14 protein-coding genes are annotated in these 17483 nt (G+C 59.9%); 3 read left to right on the forward strand and 11 right to left on the reverse strand.

Going from position 1 to position 17483, the window contains the following annotated elements:
• Positions 1-14: 14 nt before the first annotated feature.
• From VJ651_RS09340 to prpB, 5 genes are all read right to left on the reverse strand, one after another.
• Positions 15-1457, reverse strand: coding sequence for a bifunctional 2-methylcitrate dehydratase/aconitate hydratase (locus VJ651_RS09340; RefSeq protein ID WP_324107194.1), 1443 nt, complete (start codon positions 1455-1457; stop codon positions 15-17).
• A gap of 59 nt (positions 1458-1516) precedes the next feature.
• The gene (gene prpF / locus VJ651_RS09345; RefSeq protein ID WP_324107195.1) at positions 1517-2707 is read right to left on the reverse strand and encodes a 2-methylaconitate cis-trans isomerase PrpF; all 1191 of its coding nucleotides are present in this window, start codon (positions 2705-2707) and stop codon (positions 1517-1519) included.
• 75 nt (positions 2708-2782) lie between these two features.
• Positions 2783-5377 (reverse strand): Fe/S-dependent 2-methylisocitrate dehydratase AcnD, encoded by a 2595-nt coding sequence (acnD, locus tag VJ651_RS09350; RefSeq protein ID WP_324107196.1) that lies wholly within the window; start codon positions 5375-5377, stop codon positions 2783-2785.
• Between the two features lie 78 nt (positions 5378-5455).
• Entirely contained in the window at positions 5456-6613 is a 1158-nt protein-coding gene (prpC, locus tag VJ651_RS09355) for a bifunctional 2-methylcitrate synthase/citrate synthase (protein ID WP_324107197.1), read from the reverse strand.
• Between the two features lie 15 nt (positions 6614-6628).
• Positions 6629-7519 carry a methylisocitrate lyase gene (prpB, locus tag VJ651_RS09360; RefSeq protein WP_324107198.1) on the reverse strand — a complete coding sequence of 297 codons (891 nt, stop codon included), beginning with the start codon at positions 7517-7519 and terminating at the stop codon, positions 6629-6631.
• 208 nt (positions 7520-7727) lie between these two features.
• Here prpB and prpR point away from each other — a divergent pair, with 208 nt between their 5' ends.
• Together prpR and VJ651_RS09370 are read left to right on the forward strand one after the other, a co-directional pair.
• Entirely contained in the window at positions 7728-9326 is a 1599-nt protein-coding gene (prpR, locus tag VJ651_RS09365) for a propionate catabolism operon regulatory protein PrpR (protein ID WP_324107199.1), read from the forward strand.
• Between the two features lie 65 nt (positions 9327-9391).
• Positions 9392-9577: a DUF1289 domain-containing protein gene (locus tag VJ651_RS09370; RefSeq protein WP_136419442.1), complete on the forward strand. Its 186-nt coding sequence runs from the start codon at positions 9392-9394 to the stop codon at positions 9575-9577.
• Positions 9578-9582: 5 nt separating this feature from the next.
• Here the strand turns inward: VJ651_RS09370 and ntrC are convergent, their stop codons facing one another.
• The 4 genes from ntrC to glnA form a co-directional block, all read right to left on the reverse strand.
• A complete protein-coding gene (ntrC, locus tag VJ651_RS09375; RefSeq protein ID WP_324107200.1) occupies positions 9583-11157 on the reverse strand; it encodes a nitrogen regulation protein NR(I) in 1575 nt (524 codons plus the stop codon).
• 44 nt (positions 11158-11201) lie between these two features.
• Positions 11202-12275, reverse strand: coding sequence for a nitrogen regulation protein NR(II) (glnL, locus tag VJ651_RS09380; protein ID WP_324107201.1), 1074 nt, complete (start codon positions 12273-12275; stop codon positions 11202-11204).
• 88 nt (positions 12276-12363) lie between these two features.
• Positions 12364-12849, reverse strand: coding sequence for a DUF4124 domain-containing protein (locus VJ651_RS09385; RefSeq protein WP_324107202.1), 486 nt, complete (start codon positions 12847-12849; stop codon positions 12364-12366).
• A gap of 201 nt (positions 12850-13050) precedes the next feature.
• A complete protein-coding gene (gene glnA / locus VJ651_RS09390) occupies positions 13051-14466 on the reverse strand; it encodes a type I glutamate--ammonia ligase (protein ID WP_324107203.1) in 1416 nt (471 codons plus the stop codon).
• A gap of 410 nt (positions 14467-14876) precedes the next feature.
• Between glnA and VJ651_RS09395 the strand changes: the two genes are divergently transcribed.
• Positions 14877-15329 (forward strand): rhodanese-like domain-containing protein, encoded by a 453-nt coding sequence (locus VJ651_RS09395; protein WP_324107204.1) that lies wholly within the window; start codon positions 14877-14879, stop codon positions 15327-15329.
• 18 nt (positions 15330-15347) lie between these two features.
• On the opposite strand, the gene VJ651_RS09400 is transcribed toward VJ651_RS09395, so the two are convergent.
• Together VJ651_RS09400 and VJ651_RS09405 are read right to left on the reverse strand one after the other, a co-directional pair.
• Positions 15348-16679 (reverse strand): TAXI family TRAP transporter solute-binding subunit, encoded by a 1332-nt coding sequence (locus VJ651_RS09400; protein WP_324107205.1) that lies wholly within the window; start codon positions 16677-16679, stop codon positions 15348-15350.
• 152 nt (positions 16680-16831) lie between these two features.
• Positions 16832-17245, reverse strand: coding sequence for a hypothetical protein (locus tag VJ651_RS09405; RefSeq protein WP_324107206.1), 414 nt, complete (start codon positions 17243-17245; stop codon positions 16832-16834).
• Between the last annotated feature and the right edge of the window lie 238 nt (positions 17246-17483).

Genomic DNA, 17483 nt, shown 5'->3' on the forward strand with positions numbered 1-17483 from the left:
TATGTGACCATGGATCAGATCACGTAAAGATCGACATACTCGTGCACCGCCATCGCTTCCAGTTTCGTCTGGTCGAGCGACACATCGAGAATGGCTTTCTGCTGCTTCGCCGGAAAGCGACGCGCCAGGTTGGTTTTGAACTTGGCTTCGAGCAGAGGAATGCCTTCCTTGCGACGGCGAGCATGGCCGATCGGGTATTCAACGACCACTTCATCGAGCTTCGTTCCGTCCTTGAATTCGACGGTCAGCGCATTGGCAATCGAGCGCTTCTGCGGGTCGTGGTAGTCCTTGGTGAACGCTGGATCTTCCACGCACACGATCTTGTCGCGCAATGCATCGATGCGCTTGTCGGCGGCAACTTCATCTTCATAGTCCCCGGCCGTCAGCCGCCCGAAAATCAAGGGCACCGCAACCATGTACTGAATGCAGTGATCGCGGTCCGCCGGGTTGTTCAGCGGTCCCTTCTTGTCGATGATGCGGATGCAGGCTTCATGCGTGCGGATCGTGATCTTGCTGATGTCGTCGACCGACCTGCCTGTCCTGGCCAACTGCGCGTGCAGGCTCATCGCCGCTTCCGCAGCGGTCTGGGCATGGAACTCGGCCGGGAAGGAAATCTTGAACAGCACGTTTTCCATCACATAGCTCTCGTACTTGCGCTGGAACTTGAACGGCTGCCCCTTGAACAGCACGTCGTAGAAGCCCCAGGTCTTCGCGGTCAGCACGGAGGGATAACCCATTTCGCCGGTTCTTGCCATGAGTGCGAGGCGCACGGCGCGCGAGGTCGCATCGCCCGCAGCCCACGACTTGCGCGAACCCGCGTTCGGTGCATGACGATAGGTGCGCAGCGATTGTCCATCCACCCATGCAAGGGAAACCGCATTGAGCATCTCTTCGCGCGTCAGGCCGAGCATATGTGCGACAACAGCGGTGGACGCCACCTTCACCAGCACGACATGGTCGATGCCGACCTTGTTGAAGGAATTTTCCAGCGCGATGCAACCCTGGATTTCATGGGCCTTGATCATGCCGGTCAGCACGTCATTCATGATCAGCGGCTTCTTGCCGGCGGCCACCGCATTGCGCGACAACCAGTCAGCAGTCGCGAGAATGCCGCCGAGGTTGTCCGAGGGATGTCCCCACTCGGCCGCCAGCCAGGTGTCGTTGAAGTCCAGCCAGCGGATCATGGCGCCGATGTTGAACGCGGCTTGCACCGGATCCAACTGGAACTGCGTGCCCGGCACCTTGGCGCCGTTCGGAACCATCGTACCCGGCACGATTGGGCCAAGCAACTTGGTGCACGCCGGATACGCGAGTGCTTCAAGGCCGCAGCCCAGCGTGTCGATCAGGCAATTGCGCGCGGTTTCATACGCGAGCGTCGACTTGATCTCGAATTTCTCGACGTAGTCGACGATATCGACCAGGACCTCGTCCCAGTCGGGACGTGTAGCTGATTTCATGTCGAGTGGCTTGGCTGGTTTCATGTCGAATGAGACAGGTTGTCTGGCGACCTTGTTCCTCAGAACGAATCGCCGGGAACGCGCACCCATCCCTCCATCAGCACCCGGGCGCTGCGGCTCATGATGGCCTTGGTCACGCTCCATTCGCCATTGACCTGGGTCGCTTCTGCGCCAACCCGCAAAGTGCCCGAAGGATGGCCGAAACGCACCGCGGTGCGTGCGCCACCGCCGGCGGCCAGATTCACCAGCGTGCCGGGAATTGCCGCTGCGGTGCCGATGGCGACGGCGGCCGTGCCCATCATCGCGTGATGCAGCTTGCCCATGGACAGCGCGCGCACCAGCAGATCGATATCGCCTGCCTTGACCTGCTTGCCGCTCGATGAAACATAATCGGCCGGCTTGGCGACGAAAGCCACTTTCGGCGTGTGCTGGCGCTTGGCCGCCTCATCGACGTTCTTGATGAGCCCCATGCGTACTGCGCCATAGGCACGAATGGTCTCGAACATCGCGAGTGCCTTCGTGTCGCTGTTGATGGCGTCCTGCAACTCGGTGCCCTTGTAGCCGATGGCTTCGGCGTTCACGAAGATGGTGGGAATGCCGGCATTGATCATGGTGACCTTGAGCGTGCCGATGCCGGGCACTTCCAGATCATCGACCAGGTTACCGGTCGGGAACATCGAGCCGCCCGCGCCTTCTTCCTCGGCGGCCGGGTCCATGAATTCCAGTTGCACTTCCGCAGCAGGGAAGGTCACGCCGTCGAGTTCGAAGTCGCCGGTTTCCTGCACCGCGCCGTTCGTCAGCGGTACGTGCGCGATGATGGTCTTGCCGATGTTGGCCTGCCAGATCCGGATGGTGGCCACGCCGTCCTTCGGCAAGCGGGCCGCATCGACCAGACCGTTGCTGATCGCGAAGGGACCGACGGCGGCGGACAAGTTGCCGCAATTGCCGCTCCAGTCGACGAATGCGGTGTCGATGGACACCTGGCCGAACAGATAATCGACGTCGTGGTCGGGCTTGCTGCTCTTCGCAACGATGACTGTCTTGCTGGTGCTGGAGGTCGCGCCTCCCATGCCGTCAATCTGCTTGCCGTAGGGGTCGGGACTGCCGATGACGCGCATCAGCAATGCATCGCGCGCTGCACCCGGTTTCTGTGCGACCTCGGGCAGATCTTGCAGGCGGAAGAACACGCCTTTGCTGGTACCGCCGCGGATGTAGGTGGCGGGAATCTTGATTTGGGGTACGTGGGCCATGAGTGCTTTCCTGAATTCTATGTGCTTGCCGGTCCCCTCCCCCTTGCAGGGGGAAGGAGCTTCTTACCGATTGCCTTACGCTGCCTTCGACGACTCGAGGAAGTCCTGCGCGAAGCGCTGCAACACGCCGCCGGCTTCGTAGATCGACACTTCCTCCGCCGTATCGAGACGACAGGTCATCGGCACTTCCACGCGCTCACCGTTCTTGCGGGTGATCACGAGGGTGAGATCGGTGCGCGGCTTGCGCTCGCCAACCACGTCGAAGGTCTCGGTGCCGTCAATGTTCAGGGTCTTGCGATTGACGCCGGGCTTGAACTCCAGCGGCAGCACGCCCATGCCGATCAGGTTGGTGCGGTGAATGCGCTCGAAACCTTCGGCAGCGATTGCTTCCACGCCTGCCAGGCGCACGCCCTTGGCCGCCCAGTCACGCGACGAGCCCTGGCCGTAATCGGCACCGGCGACGATGATCAGCGGCTGCTTGCGCAGCATGTAGGCTTCGATCGCTTCCCACATGCGCGTGACCTTGCCTTCGGGCTCGATGCGCGCCAGCGAACCCTTCTTCACCTTGCCGTCGACCACCGCCATCTCGTTGACGAGCTGCGGATTGGCGAAGGTTGCGCGCTGCGCGGTGAGGTGGTCGCCACGATGGGTTGCGTAGGAATTGAAGTCCTCCTCCGGCAATCCCATTTTCGCCAGGTATTCACCGGCCGCGCTGTCGAGCAGAATCGCGTTCGACGGCGACAGGTGATCGGTGGTGATGTTGTCGGGCAGCACCGCCAACGGACGCATGCCCTTCAACGTGCGCTCGCCGGCCAACGCGCCTTCCCAGTACGGCGGACGGCGGATGTAGGTGCTCATCGGCCGCCAGTTGTACAGCGGGCTGACTTTCGACACGCCCTCGGAGCGCTGATCGAACATCGGAACGTAGACCTTGCGGAACTGCTCCGGCTTCACGCTCGCTTTGACGATGGCGTCGATTTCTTCATCGGTCGGCCAGATATCCTTCAGCGTGATCGGCTTGCCGTTCTTGTCGTTGCCGAAAGAATCACGCTCGATGTCGAAGCGGACCGTGCCGGCAATCGCGTAGGCCACCACCAGCGGCGGCGATGCGAGGAAAGCCTGCTTCGCATACGGATGGATGCGGCCGTCGAAGTTGCGGTTGCCGGAAAGGACGGCGGTCGCATACAGGTCGCGGTCGATGATTTCTTGCTGAATCTTCGGATCCAGCGCGCCCGACATGCCGTTGCAGGTGGTGCAGGCAAAGGCGACGATGCCAAAGCCCAGCTTTTCCAGTTCCTCCTTCAGTCCGGCGTCTTCCAGGTACAGCTCCACGGCCTTCGAGCCGGGTGCCAGCGAGGTTTTCACCCACGGCTTGCGAGTGAGGTCGAGTCGGTTGGCATTGCGTGCCAACAGGGCAGCGGCGATCACGTTGCGCGGGTTGCTGGTGTTGGTGCAACTGGTGATGGCAGCGATGATGACGGCGCCATCCGGCATCTGGCCGGGCACTTCTTCCCACTTGCCCGCGATGCCCCTGGCCGCGAGATCGGCAGTCGCCACGCGCGCATGCGGATTGGACGGGCCGGCCATGTTGCGCACCACGGCGGACAGGTCAAACTTGAGCACGCGCTCGTATTCCGCGTTCTTCAGCGTATCGGACCACAGGCCGGCTACCTTCGCATAAGTCTCGACCAGCTTCACCTGCTCGTCCGTGCGGCCGGTGAGCTTCAGATAGTCGATGGTCTGCTGGTCGATGGAGAACAGCGCTGCGGTGGCACCGTATTCCGGAGCCATGTTGGAAATGGTCGCGCGATCGCCCAGCGTCAGCGACGAAGCGCCTTCGCCATAGAATTCGAGATATCCGCCAACCACTTTCGACTTGCGCAGGAATTCGGTGAGCGCCAGCACGATGTCGGTGGCGGTGATGCCCGGCTGACGCCTGCCGGTAAGCTCGACGCCGACGATTTCCGGCAGGCGCATCCAGGAGGCGCGGCCCAGCATCACGTTCTCTGCTTCGAGACCACCGACACCGACCGCGATCACGCCCAGCGCATCGACGTGCGGCGTGTGGCTGTCGGTGCCGACGCAGGTGTCGGGATAGGCGAGACCATCGACCGCATGGATGACCGGCGACATCTTCTCCAGGTTGATCTGGTGCATGATGCCATTTCCCGCCGGGATCACATCCACGTTCTTGAATGCGTTCTTGGTCCAGTCGATGAAGTGGAAGCGGTCCTCGTTGCGGCGGTCTTCGATCGCGCGGTTCTTGGTGAACGCGTCCGGATCGAAACCGCCGCACTCGACGGCCAGCGAGTGGTCGACGATCAGTTGCACCGGCACGACCGGATTCACCTGGGCCGGATCGCCGCCCTGGTCGGCGATCGCATCGCGCAGGCCGGCGAGATCCACCAGCGCGGTCTGGCCGAGAATGTCGTGACAAACCACACGTGTCGGGAACCACGGGAAGTCCAGCTCACGCTTGCGCTCGATGAGCTGCTTGAGCGAATCGGTCAGCGTGGCCGGGTCGCAACGACGCACGAGGTTTTCGGCCAGCACACGCGAGGTGTACGGCAGCTTGTCGTAGGCGCCCGGCTGGATCGCGTCGACCGCGGCGCGTGCGTCAAAGTAATCCAGTTTGGTGCCCGGTAGAGGTTTGCGGTTTGCGGTGTTCATGGATCAGAGAAGAAAAGAGATGATCAGCGGGAGGCGGAGCCCGCCGCGCATGCACGACAGGCTCCCGGTGTTGCTTCTTTACTTGCGCTTGTTGATCGGCACAAACTTCAGATCTTCCGGGCCGACGTAGTTCGCGCTCGGGCGGATGATCTTGTTGTCGATGCGCTGCTCAATGATATGCGCAGCCCAGCCGGAAGTGCGCGAAATCACGAACAGCGGCGTAAACATCGCCGTCGGCACGCCCATCATGTGATAGGACACGGCGGAGAACCAGTCGAGGTTCGGGAACATCTTCTTGACGTCCCACATCACGCTTTCCAGACGCTCGGCGATGTCGAACATCTTCATCGATCCCGCATCCTTCGACAAGTTGCGCGCGACTTCCTTGATCACCTTGTTGCGGGGATCGGACACGGTGTACACCGGATGGCCGAAGCCGATCACGACTTCCTTGTTCTCGACGCGCCTGCGGATGTCGGCTTCCGCTTCATCCGGGTTGTCGTAACGCTTCTGGATTTCGAAGGCGACTTCGTTCGCGCCGCCATGCTTCGGTCCACGCAGCGCGCCGATCGCACCGGTGATCGCCGAGAACATGTCGGAGCCCGTGCCGGCGATGACGCGGCCGGTGAAGGTAGAGGCATTGAACTCGTGCTCGGCGTACAGGATCAGTGAGGTATGCATCGCCTTGACCCACAGCTCAGACGGCTCCTTGCCATGCAGCAGATGCAGGAAGTGGCCGCCGATGGAATCGTCGTCGGTTTCGACTTCGATGCGCTTGCCGTTATGGCTGTAGTGGTACCAGTACAGCAGCATCGAACCAAGCGATGCCATCAGGCGGTCGGCGATGTCGCGTGCGCCCGGCGTGTTGTGGTCCTCTTTCTCCGGCAGCACGCAGCCCAGCGCGGAAACGCCGGAACGCATCACGTCCATCGGATGCGACGAAGCAGGCAGCCATTCCAGCACAGCCTTGACGTTGGCCGGCAGGCCGCGCAGGGACTTCAGCTTGGCCTTGTAGGCCTTGAGTTCAGCCACGGTCGGCAGCTTGCCGTGCACCAGCAGGTGCGCGATTTCTTCGAATTCGCAGGCATCGGCAACATCGAGAATGTCGTAGCCGCGGTAATGCAGGTCGTTACCCGTCCTGCCGACCGTGCACAGTGCGGTATTTCCTGCCGTGACGCCCGACAGCGCCACGGATTTCTTCGGTTTCGGTCCGGTAGTAGTTTGTTGTTCGCTCATATAGCCTCCAGGTGGTCACTTAGCCTTTTGTTGCGCAAACAGCGCGTCAAGTTTTTGTTCGAAGTCGTGATAGTTGATTCGGTCATACAACTCCATGCGCGTCTGCATGGTATCGACCACATTCTTTTGCGTGCCGTCGCGGCGGATGGCGGTGTAGACGTTTTCCGCGGCCTTGTTCATCGCGCGGAAGGCCGACAGCGGATACAACACGAGACCGACGTTCACGCTCTTCAACTCCTCAACCGTGTAGAGCGGCGTTGCGCCGAATTCGGTGATGTTGGCCAGAACCGGCACCTTCACGGCATCCGCGAAGGTCTTGTACATGTCGAGTTGCGTGATCGCTTCCGGGAAGATCATGTCGGCGCCGGCTTCGACGCAAGCCTGTGCGCGATCGAGCGCAGCTTCCAGCCCTTCGACAGCGAGCGCGTCGGTACGGGCCATGATGACAAAGTTTTCATCGGTGCGCGCATCGACCGCGGCCTTGATGCGGTCGACCATTTCCTGCTTGCTCACGATTTCCTTGTTGGGGCGATGGCCGCAACGCTTGGCGCCGACCTGGTCCTCGATGTGGATCGCGGCAGCGCCGAACTTGATCATCGACTTGACGGTGCGCGCGACGTTGAATGCGGAAGAACCGAATCCGGTATCGACGTCGACCAACAGCGGCACGTCGCAGACGTCGGTGATGCGCCGTACATCGGTCAGCACATCGTCCAGACTGGAAATGCCGAGGTCCGGCAAGCCGAGCGAACCGGCGGCCACGCCGCCACCGGACAGATAAATGGCGCGATAGCCTGCGCGCTTGGCCAGCAATGCGTGGTTGGCGTTGATAGCACCCACGACTTGCAACGGGGATTCTTCTTTTACTGCCTTGCGAAAGGCGGCGCCTGCGGAATAAAGAGTCATTTCTTCACCTTGTGGGAACTGTTTCAGCCAGAGAAGCTGCAGGCTTTATTGCAATCGGCGTGCCATCGAGTAACACCTCCCGGCGTTCTTTCTCGCTATTGGTAAAAACACGTGTTTTCAAAGGCTTATCGCCGCACTTATCCTGGATCAATTTCCCCGCAACGTTTCAATCCGTGTTACATTTGAAACGTTGAAACGTTCATGAAACATGCGCATCCCAGCCCGCCCCCTTCCCGACCTGCCCGACAAGCCGATTATCTGGACGGTGTCGATTTCACGCCTGTCCGACCTGTTTCGCGACATCACCCCGGAATTCGACGACCGCGCGACGATCGAGCCGATTCGCTACGGCTTTGAAGAAGCCGTGCACCACATACGCGAGCGATTGGAAACGGAGCGCTGCGATGCCGTGATCGCAGCCGGCTCCAACGCCGCCTACCTGAAAAGCCGTCTGTCATTGCCCGTCGTCATCGCCAAGGCGAGCGGCTTCGATGTCATGCAAGCGTTGGCGCGCGCGCGCAAGATCACTCCCGAGATCGGCCTGGTCACCTATCAGGAAACGATGTCCGAACTGGCCGATTTCCAGGCCACCTTCGGTCTGAAGATTGCACAGCGTACCTACACCACGGAAGAGGACGCGCGAGCACAGATTGACGAACTCAAGGCCAGCGGCATCAAGGCCATCGTCGGCGCCGGCCTGGTGACAGATCTCGCACAGGAGGCCGGTCTTGCCGGCATCTTTGTCTATTCGGCCACATCGATCCGCCAGGCCTTCGAAGACGCGCTGGAAATCGCACGCTTCACCCAACTGGAATCCGGTCGCGGCCGCAATCAGCAGGTATCCGAAACCCTGCGCACCAAGCACGGCTTGAACGACTTGCGCGGCGACTCGCCTGCGATGCAAACCGTGCGTCACTCGATCGAACTGTTCGCGAAATCGCCCGCCACGGTCCTGATCCAGGGAGAAACCGGCACCGGCAAGGAACTCGCAGCACAAGCCATCCACCGAGAAAGCCAGCGCGCACGCCAGCCTTTCGTCGCCATCAACTGCGGCGCGGTGGCGGAATCGCTGCTCGAATCCGAATTGTTCGGCTATGAAGAAGGCGCGTTCACCGGCTCGCGCCGTGGCGGCCATGCGGGCCTGTTCGAAGCCGCGAATCGAGGCACCCTGTTTCTCGACGAAATCGGCGAGATGCCCGTGCAGTTGCAGACACGCCTGCTGCGCGTGCTGGAAGAACGTGAAGTGGTGCGCGTCGGCGGCACCCGCCCCGTTCCGGTGAACGTGCGCATCATCAGCGCCACGCACTGCGACCTCGACCAGCGCGTGAAGGATGGCCGTTTCCGCGCCGACCTGTTCTATCGCCTCGGCGTCTTGCGCCTGAGCTTGCCGCCCTTGCGGGAACGCAGCGAAGACCTGGTAGCACTGGCCGAATGGGGATTGAAGAACGCTCTGGCCTCGCTCGGCGCGCGCCCGCACGCCAATCTGCATGCGGAAATCACAGCCTGCGCACCGCTCTTTTCCCGCTACGCCTGGCCGGGCAATGTGCGCGAGTTGCGCAACCTGATGGAACGCCTTGCGCTGTTCCTTGCCGCTGAGCCGCTGCAAGCACTCACGCCGGGCTTTGTGATGACGGTTGCACCTGAGTTGGGCGCCATTACGGAACCGCCGCCAAAACCCGTGGTGGCGGTGGCTGCCGAGTCCATCGAACAGGTCCTCGCCCGCTTCAACGGCAACCGCGAAGCGGCCGCGAAATTTCTCGGCATCAGCCGCACAACCTTGTGGCGCAAGCTAAGCAAGAGCAATTAGCACGATGCCCGGCGCCGGACCGGCAAGCGAATTTGCCCTATCATTGGCGTTTTGAGGTATCCACGATGCAGAATCCATCCCGTCCCGACACACCCTGCGTTGCCGTCTGCACAACCACCTTCGACGACGTCTGCCGAGGCTGCGGACGCACGGTCGCCGAAGTCGCGAACTGGGTGTTCATGTCCGAAGAAGAAAAGGCGCTGGTGTGGGCCAGGATTACCGCCGAAGGCTATCCGCGCCGGCAATCCTGACCGCGTCAATCGTCTTTCGCGCCGTCGATCCCGAGTTCGTGGATCTTGCGGGTGATGGTATTGCGCCCAATGCCTAGCCGGATGGCTGCATCGTTCTTGCGCCCATGCGTGTGCTTGAGCGCAGTCTTGATCAAGGCCGATTCGAACTGGCGGCCCAGCGCCTCCATCACTTCCGGCTGACCGGAGGCCAGCATTTGCGCCGCTTCGTTCTCCAGAAGCGCGATCCAGCTTGCCTTGTCGCCCAGTCCGTTGCCGCTGCTGCTTGACGGGAAGGACGATGCAAACGATGCGGCAGTTGCGGTCGCTGTCTGCATACTGGACATTTCCGGCTGCGGGACAAAGACCTGCGGCTGCCCCATGGGTGCTGCTGGCATTGCGAGGGACGGCGCGGACATCACGCTCGTCATCGCCGGCGGCGCATACTCCTGCCCATGCGTTAACTCCGGCGGCAAGTCCTTCACTTCCACCGTCTGGCCCGGCGCCATCACGGTAATCCAGTTGCAGAGGTTTTCCAGTTGTCGCACATTGCCCGGCAAATCCAGACCGGACAGGAATTGCATCGCCGCATCCGACATGCGTTTGGCCTCGACGCCCAATTGCTTCGCGCTCTGCGCCAGAAAGTGGCGCGTCAGCAGTGGTATGTCTTCGCGTCGTTCGCGCAAGCTGGGAAGACGCAGGCGAATCACATTCAGGCGGTGATACAAGTCTTCCCGGAACAAGCCTTCCTTCACGCGCTGTTCCAGGTTCTGATGCGTGGCCGCGATCACGCGCACGTTTGCCTTCAGCGGCTGATGACCGCCGACGCGATAGAAATGTCCGTCCGACAGCACGCGCAGCAGGCGCGTCTGCAGGTCGAAAGGCATGTCGCCGATTTCGTCGAGGAACAAGGTGCCGTTTTCCGCCTGTTCGAAGCGGCCGCGTCGCGTGGCCTGCGCACCGGTGAACGCGCCACGCTCGTGGCCGAACAGTTCCGATTCCAGCAGATCCTTCGGAATCGCTGCGGTATTCAATGCAATGTACGGTTGGCTGGCGCGTGGGCTGTGCTTGTGCAATGCGCGCGCGACCAGTTCCTTGCCGGTACCCGATTCACCTGTGATGAGCACCGTGACATTCGATTGCGACAAGCGGCCGATGGCACGGAACACGTCCTGCATGGCCGGCGCCTGGCCGAGAATTTCCGGCGTATCGGTCGAGGCTTGCTCAACGCTCGACTCGCGCAAGCTCTCTTCCAGTGCACGCCGAATCAGTGCGACTGCCTTGTCGATGTCAAACGGCTTGGCGAGATATTCGAATGCACCGCCCTGGAATGCGGCAACCGCGGAATCGAGATCGGAAAACGCGGTGATCACGATGACAGGCAAGCCGGGATGCCTGGCCTTGGCCGCCTGCAGCAATTCGAGACCCGACTCGCCAGGCATGCGGATGTCCGACACGAGCACCTGGGGAACGCTGGTCTGGAGAGCATCCATCGCCTCGCGCGCATTGGAAAAACTTCTGGTGGCGAGGTTTTCGCGGGCGAGCGCTTTTTCGAGCACCCAGCGAATCGATTCATCGTCGTCAACAATCCAGATTGGCTTCATATGGTTTTCGGCGTCTCTCTATTCCCGGGCGTGCAGGGCGTACATTAAGGCAGCGGTATCAGGATCCTGAAATCGGTGCATCCCGGACGACTTTCGCATTCGATCACTCCCATGTGCTGTTGCACGAAAGTTTGCGCCAGCGTCAACCCGAGTCCGCTACCGCCCTCGGTCCCGGATACCAGGGGATAAAAAATGCGATCCTGGATCTCGGGCGGAATACCCGGACCATTGTCGATGATATGCAAGTCTAATGCCAGCCTGTAACGCACCTTCGCCAGGGTAACCTGCCGCGCCACCCGCGTCTGCAAGGTCAGCACGGCATCGCCGTTCTTGATGCGTTCGGAGAGCGCTTGCGCCGCGTTGTGCGCGATATTCAGCACGGCCTGGATCAGTTGCTCCTTATCGCCGCGAAACTCGGGAACCGACAAATCATAATCGCGCTTGATCGTCAATCCATGCGGGAATTCGGCCACGATCAGGCTGCGCACCCGCTCGCACACTTCATGGATGTTCACGTCGCCGACGATGTGCGGCCGCCGGTGCGGCGCCAGCAAGCGATCGACCAGGGTTTGCAGCCGGTCCGCTTCCTTGATGATTACCTGTGTGTACTCGCGCAACTCTTTCGCATCCCGCTCCGGCAGCTCGAATTCAAGCAGTTGCGCGGCGCCGCGGATGCCTCCCAAAGGGTTCTTGATTTCATGCGCGAGGTTACGGATCAGCTCCTTGTTGGCCTGGCTCTGGTCCAGGAGGCGCTCTTCGCGGTCGAGTTTGAGCTGCTGCACGTTCTCGCGCAATTCGATAAGCACCGGCGTGTCCGGACTGTCGAGCGCAGTGACGATCACATGCACCTGCAGCGATTCGCGTCCCGCACGCTCGAGCGTCAAATCGAGGCGCTTGTCGGCGAAGCGATGCTGAACCGCTTCATGGAAGACTTCGGTCAGATGTTCGCCGTTCAGGAACAACGCGTCCAGTCGCTGGTTCGCCAGCGCCCGCACGGAAGTCTCGAACAAGTGTTCCGCCGCCGCATTCGCATAGGTAATGCGCCCGTCGGTGTCGAGAATGACCACCGCCGACGAGAGAAGATCCAGACCGCCGAACAGGTTCGCAGATGTTTTCACCAGTGTTCCAAAAAATAAAGGTCGAAAAATAAAGGCCGCGTCGCGCGGCCTCGTTCATGCAAGCGTCATACCTGCCGTCTTCCCTGGCTTATTTCAGGTTGTTGATCTCACGCTTCAAGGCTTCGATATTTTTTTCCGTACGCTCGATATCTTCCTTCATCGCCGCGACACGTTCCTGATACTTCGCATAATTGCGCTCATCGCCGTGCCGCTCGGGCTCGCCGTTATTGAACTCTTTCTTCAGGTTTGCCAGTTTCTGCTCTTCACCCTTCATTTCGTCCAGCAGGATCTGCTTGCGGTCACTGTCACGCGCCTTTTGCGTTCCACTGTCGACCTTCGGAAAATCGGATGGCGAACTCGCCGGTTTTGAAGCTGCCTGCACCGCCGGCTTCCTGGGCGGTGCGGGAATCATCGTAATGCCCGGCAAATCGACTTTCTTGCAGCCTTTGGTCGCACCGGTATTCTTGTACTCCTTCTTTCCGTGCTCATCGACACACAAATACACATCGCTTTGCGCGTGAGCATAACCTGCTGCAGCTGCCAGCAAAAGCAGCCCGGTTAACTGTCTCTTCATAATCTTTCTTTATAGAAACTCTCGAGGCGCTTACTAGTTTAGGATAAGAATCAAGGCTTTACAAACGGCACAGGTCAGATTGCTTTAACTTGCAACACTACCATTACCGCAAGATGTGAGGGTGAAATTGCATAAAAAAAGCGGGGAAAACCGAAGTCTTCCCCGCTCTCGAACCGATTCCGCCTTGCGGCGGATGGCTGATTACAGCGAGTAGTACATGTCGAACTCGATCGGATGGGTCGTCATGCGGAAGCGCTGCACTTCGGCCATCTTCAGTTCGATGTAAGCGTCGATCATGGTGTCGCTGAACACGCCGCCACGGGTCAGGAACTCGCGATCCTTGTCCAGGTATTCGAGCGCTTGATCCAGCGAGGAGCAAACGGTCGGGATCAGCGCGTCTTCTTCCGGCGGCAGGTGGTACAGGTCTTTCGATGCTGCTTCGCCCGGGTGGATCTTGTTCTGCACGCCGTCCAGACCTGCCATCAGCAGAGCCGCGAAGCACAGGTACGGGTTGGAGAGCGGATCCGGGAAGCGCGCTTCAACACGGCGGCCCTTCGGATTGGCAACGTGCGGAATACGAATCGATGCGGAACGATTGCGAGCCGAGTAAGCCAGTTTCACCGGTGCTTCGAAGCCGGGAACCAGACGCTTGTAGGAGTTGGTGCCCGGGTTGGTGATGGCGTTCAGCGCGCGAGCGTGCTTGATGATGCCGCCGATGTAGTACAGCGCGAACTCGGACAGGCCGGCATAGCCGTCGCCGGCGAACAGGTTCTGGCCATCCTTCCAGACGGATTGGTGCACGTGCATGCCCGAACCGTTGTCGCCGACCAGCGGCTTCGGCATGAAGGTCGCGGTCTTGCCGTAGGTGTGCGCAACGTTCCAGATCACGTACTTCATGTTCTGGGTCCAGTCTGCGCGCTCGACCAGCGTGGAGAACTTGGTGCCGATTTCGTTCTGGCCGGCGCCCGCCACTTCATGGTGGTGCACTTCGACCGGAATGCCCATCGCTTCGAGGATCAGGCACATTTCCGAACGCATGTCCTGGAAGCTGTCGACCGGCGGAACCGGAAAATAGCCGCCCTTGATGGTCGGACGATGGCCGGTGTTGCCGCCTTCGAGTTCCTTGCCGGTGGACCAGGAGGCCTCTTCCGAGCCGATCTTCACGAAGCAGCCGGACATGTCGATCTTCCAGCGCACGTTGTCGAAGATGAAGAATTCGGGTTCCGGACCGAAGTAGGCGGTGTCGCCCAGTCCAGAGGACTTCAGATAGGCTTCAGCGCGCTTGGCGATGGAGCGCGGGTCGCGGTCATAGCCTTTTCCATCGGACGGTTCGATCACGTCGCACTGCATGAACAGCGTGGTCTCTTCCATGAACGGATCGATGTTGGCCGTATTCGGATCCGGCATCAGGAGCATGTCGGACGCTTCGATACCCTTCCAGCCGGCGATCGAGGAGCCGTCGAAAGCATGGCCGGACTCGAACTTGTCCATGCCAAATTGCGAAACCGGAACGGTAACGTGCTGCTCTTTGCCTCGGGTGTCAGCAAAACGAAAATCAACGAACTTGACTTCGTTGTCTTTCGCCATTTTCAGGACGTCTGCGGCCGTCATTGCCATGCGAATCTCCTAATGTGAGAAAGTGGTACGGAATGTAATGAAATTGGTTTGAGCGACTGTCTTGGCCATATCACGGTGAAACGCAAAACATGCCGAAGTGCGACCAGAACTCAACCGGCAATGATAGCAGAATCCATGCCACCAATTTGAGAAATGGCAAATGCCCCGCAGTTCGTGAATGCATGGGAATTCGCGGAAATAATGTGCATTTGAAACACATTTACAGCCAGAAGACGTCTCGCCGAAAATCACCAATCTGGTGCAAATGCTGTTATGCGCACCTTATTGGTGCACATTATTTATCAGACGTCCGTTTTTGCACCGTTTTTGCGCATAGCCGATTCGACAACCGTAAACGATGCGAGGCCGCGATAAAATAGCAAAAGCCTAATTTCGGGAGACAAACGATCATGGATATTATTGCGACGGCGCGCCAGCGCGGCCAGGAAAAACACTTGCCTTATGCCGGCGCGGTCACGCCGGCAGAGGCTTATACCTTGCTTCAGCAGAACCGCGCAGTGAAGCTGATTGACGTTCGCACCGACGCCGAGCGCGACTGGGTCGGTCGTGTGACAATTCCGGATTCGCAGCATGCCGCTGTCCAGTGGAGTTTCTACCCCGGCGGCACACCGAATCCTGAGTTCCTCGGGCAGCTCGGGCAAGCCGCCTCGAAGGACGATGTCCTGCTATTCCTGTGCCGATCCGGTGTCCGCTCCCGCCACGCCGCGAAGCTGGCAACCGAACACGGTTATCAGAACTGTTTCGACATTCTGGAAGGCTTTGAAGGCGACAAGGACGCCGAGGGCCACCGCAAGACGGTGGGCGGCTGGTGCAAGGCGGGTTTGCCCTGGGTCGGCGCCTGAGATTCCCCACTGTTTCGACTATTCCGGCTTGATCAGCCCGGCGATGCGCCGCCGCACGAAATTGATGTGACTGCGCAGTCCGTACAATTCATCGGCGAATGACAAGGGAATCGAGATGCGATTCACCCGCTCCTCGATATCGTTCAATCGTTCCAGCTGCGTCCGATACACATCGGCTTGCCGTTCCTGGGGAACATCCTCGATCGCCTGCTCCACGGCGCGCAGCTGACCGTACCAGCGATACACGCGCGAGCGCACCTTCCAGACATACAGAGGCGGAATGATCCGCGACAGCGGCAGAATCAATGCGCCCAATGCAACCACGACCACCCACATCCGCTCCAGCAGATTGGCGACCCAAAATGGAAGATAGCGCTGCAACAGCGGTGCGCCATTCTTGTAGAATTTTTGGGCAGCCGGCGAAACCTCAATCTCCGTATAGCTCGCCGTCGGGAATTCGTCCTTCCTGTGAAACCATCCCGCATCGCCGTGGATATTCGATGCCGCCTGTACGAACAAATCGATCAGCGCCGGATGCAGATCCTCCCGGGCGACGAGTGTGGCGGTCGGCGCGATCAGGTGATAGTCCTTGGCCGGGATATCCCGCCCCAGGTCCACGATGCCGCGCGGAAGAACGACATGCGACAAGAATGGAAAGCGCCGCGTGTAGGCCTCGGCTTGAACGAAATCGAACAGTTTGATGCCGGGCGTCTGCAGCAGCATCTGGATCAGGGGTGCGTCAGGAGCGGAACTGAATACCAGGCCATCAATGCGCCCTGCCAGCAGCTCCACCGTCGCCGGCGTGTTTTCCAGCGCGCTCAGCCGCAGATCGGCCGGCTCCACACCGTTGACCGACAGGATTTCCTTGAACAGCTTCGGCACGCCGGTGCCCTCGGGCCCGACATTGATTTTCAGTCCCTTGAGCTGCGTGAGCTGGCTGACATGCTTCCCATCGCGCAGGAATAGCCACACCGGCTCGGTGAAGAGGCTTCCCAGCGAAACCAGGCCGGTGCGCTCGGCCTCCTCCTGTTGTGTTGACCCGCTCTGAACAAACGCGATGTCGACCCCGGACGAATCATCCTTCAAACGCTGCAGGTTTTCCTGCGAACCGAGCGATGGTTTCAGATCGACGCGAATTCCCGCCTTCGCGAGTGCTGCGACATACTTCTTTCCGAATGTCTCATAGGCGCTGTTCCCTTGGCCGGTCGACAATGTCACATGGTCCGGCGGGGACGGATCGACCCACCAATACGCAAGAAAGCAAGTCAGGACGATTGCAATCGCCGCCGGGCCGGCCGCAACCAGAAAATCACGCAGCGAGAATGTGCTGAACTTGAGAATCTTTGGCATGTATGTCCCGATAGAAATCATGGGCCACACCATGCCAAGAAATGCCCTGCAGCGCAAGGGCCGGGCCGCGTACGGCCATCCTTAATGACGGTGCAGGGAAAGGAATGCTCCGGCAATCCTGTATAGGCGCCGAATCATCCCACCGTGGTCGCTCAACGGGAATTGCTCATTACCGCGGACTGAGTGGCACCACGCGCCGGTAGCGCGCGACGCCGGCCGCACGCTACCGCATCCTCGGAAAGAAATTGTGCGGCGATCGAAAACCAGTCCTCAATGGAGAACACACGACGTGCCAGCGGCAGCAATTCTTTCTCCTCCCGGTCGAACCGGGTGACGATCTTGTCGCAATACGACTCCATCGCATGGATGACTTCATTCACCTTGATGCTACCGAGGTCGAATGCCCCCGCCAGTTGATCGCTCACGAAGCGCAGGAAGCCGGCCGCTTTTGTACTCAATGCATCAAGCTCGCCAATTAAAGCCTCGGCTTCACCGGAAGCAGTGCGGATCGCCGGAATGAGATACCGCTCTATCTTGCGATTGCGACAGAACTTGTCGAATTGCATCAGCTTGTTGAATGCGGTTTCCAGAAAGGCGAAATCGAAACTCTGCAAGCTGCGCCATGTCGATTGGAAACACTGTCGCAGCCGACTCAACATGCGTCGAGCCTTGTCTTGTTCAGCGGCGATAGCGACGAGCGAATAGGTGGCAGTTAGCATGGGCACTCCTTGATTTTGTAACTGCTGAACAAACGATTCAGGATTTGTCGGAATCCGATCGCTGCACTATGGCTGCACTACGAAA

Source organism: Noviherbaspirillum sp. (genome assembly GCF_035254865.1).
Taxonomy (GTDB): domain Bacteria; phylum Pseudomonadota; class Gammaproteobacteria; order Burkholderiales; family Burkholderiaceae_D; genus Noviherbaspirillum.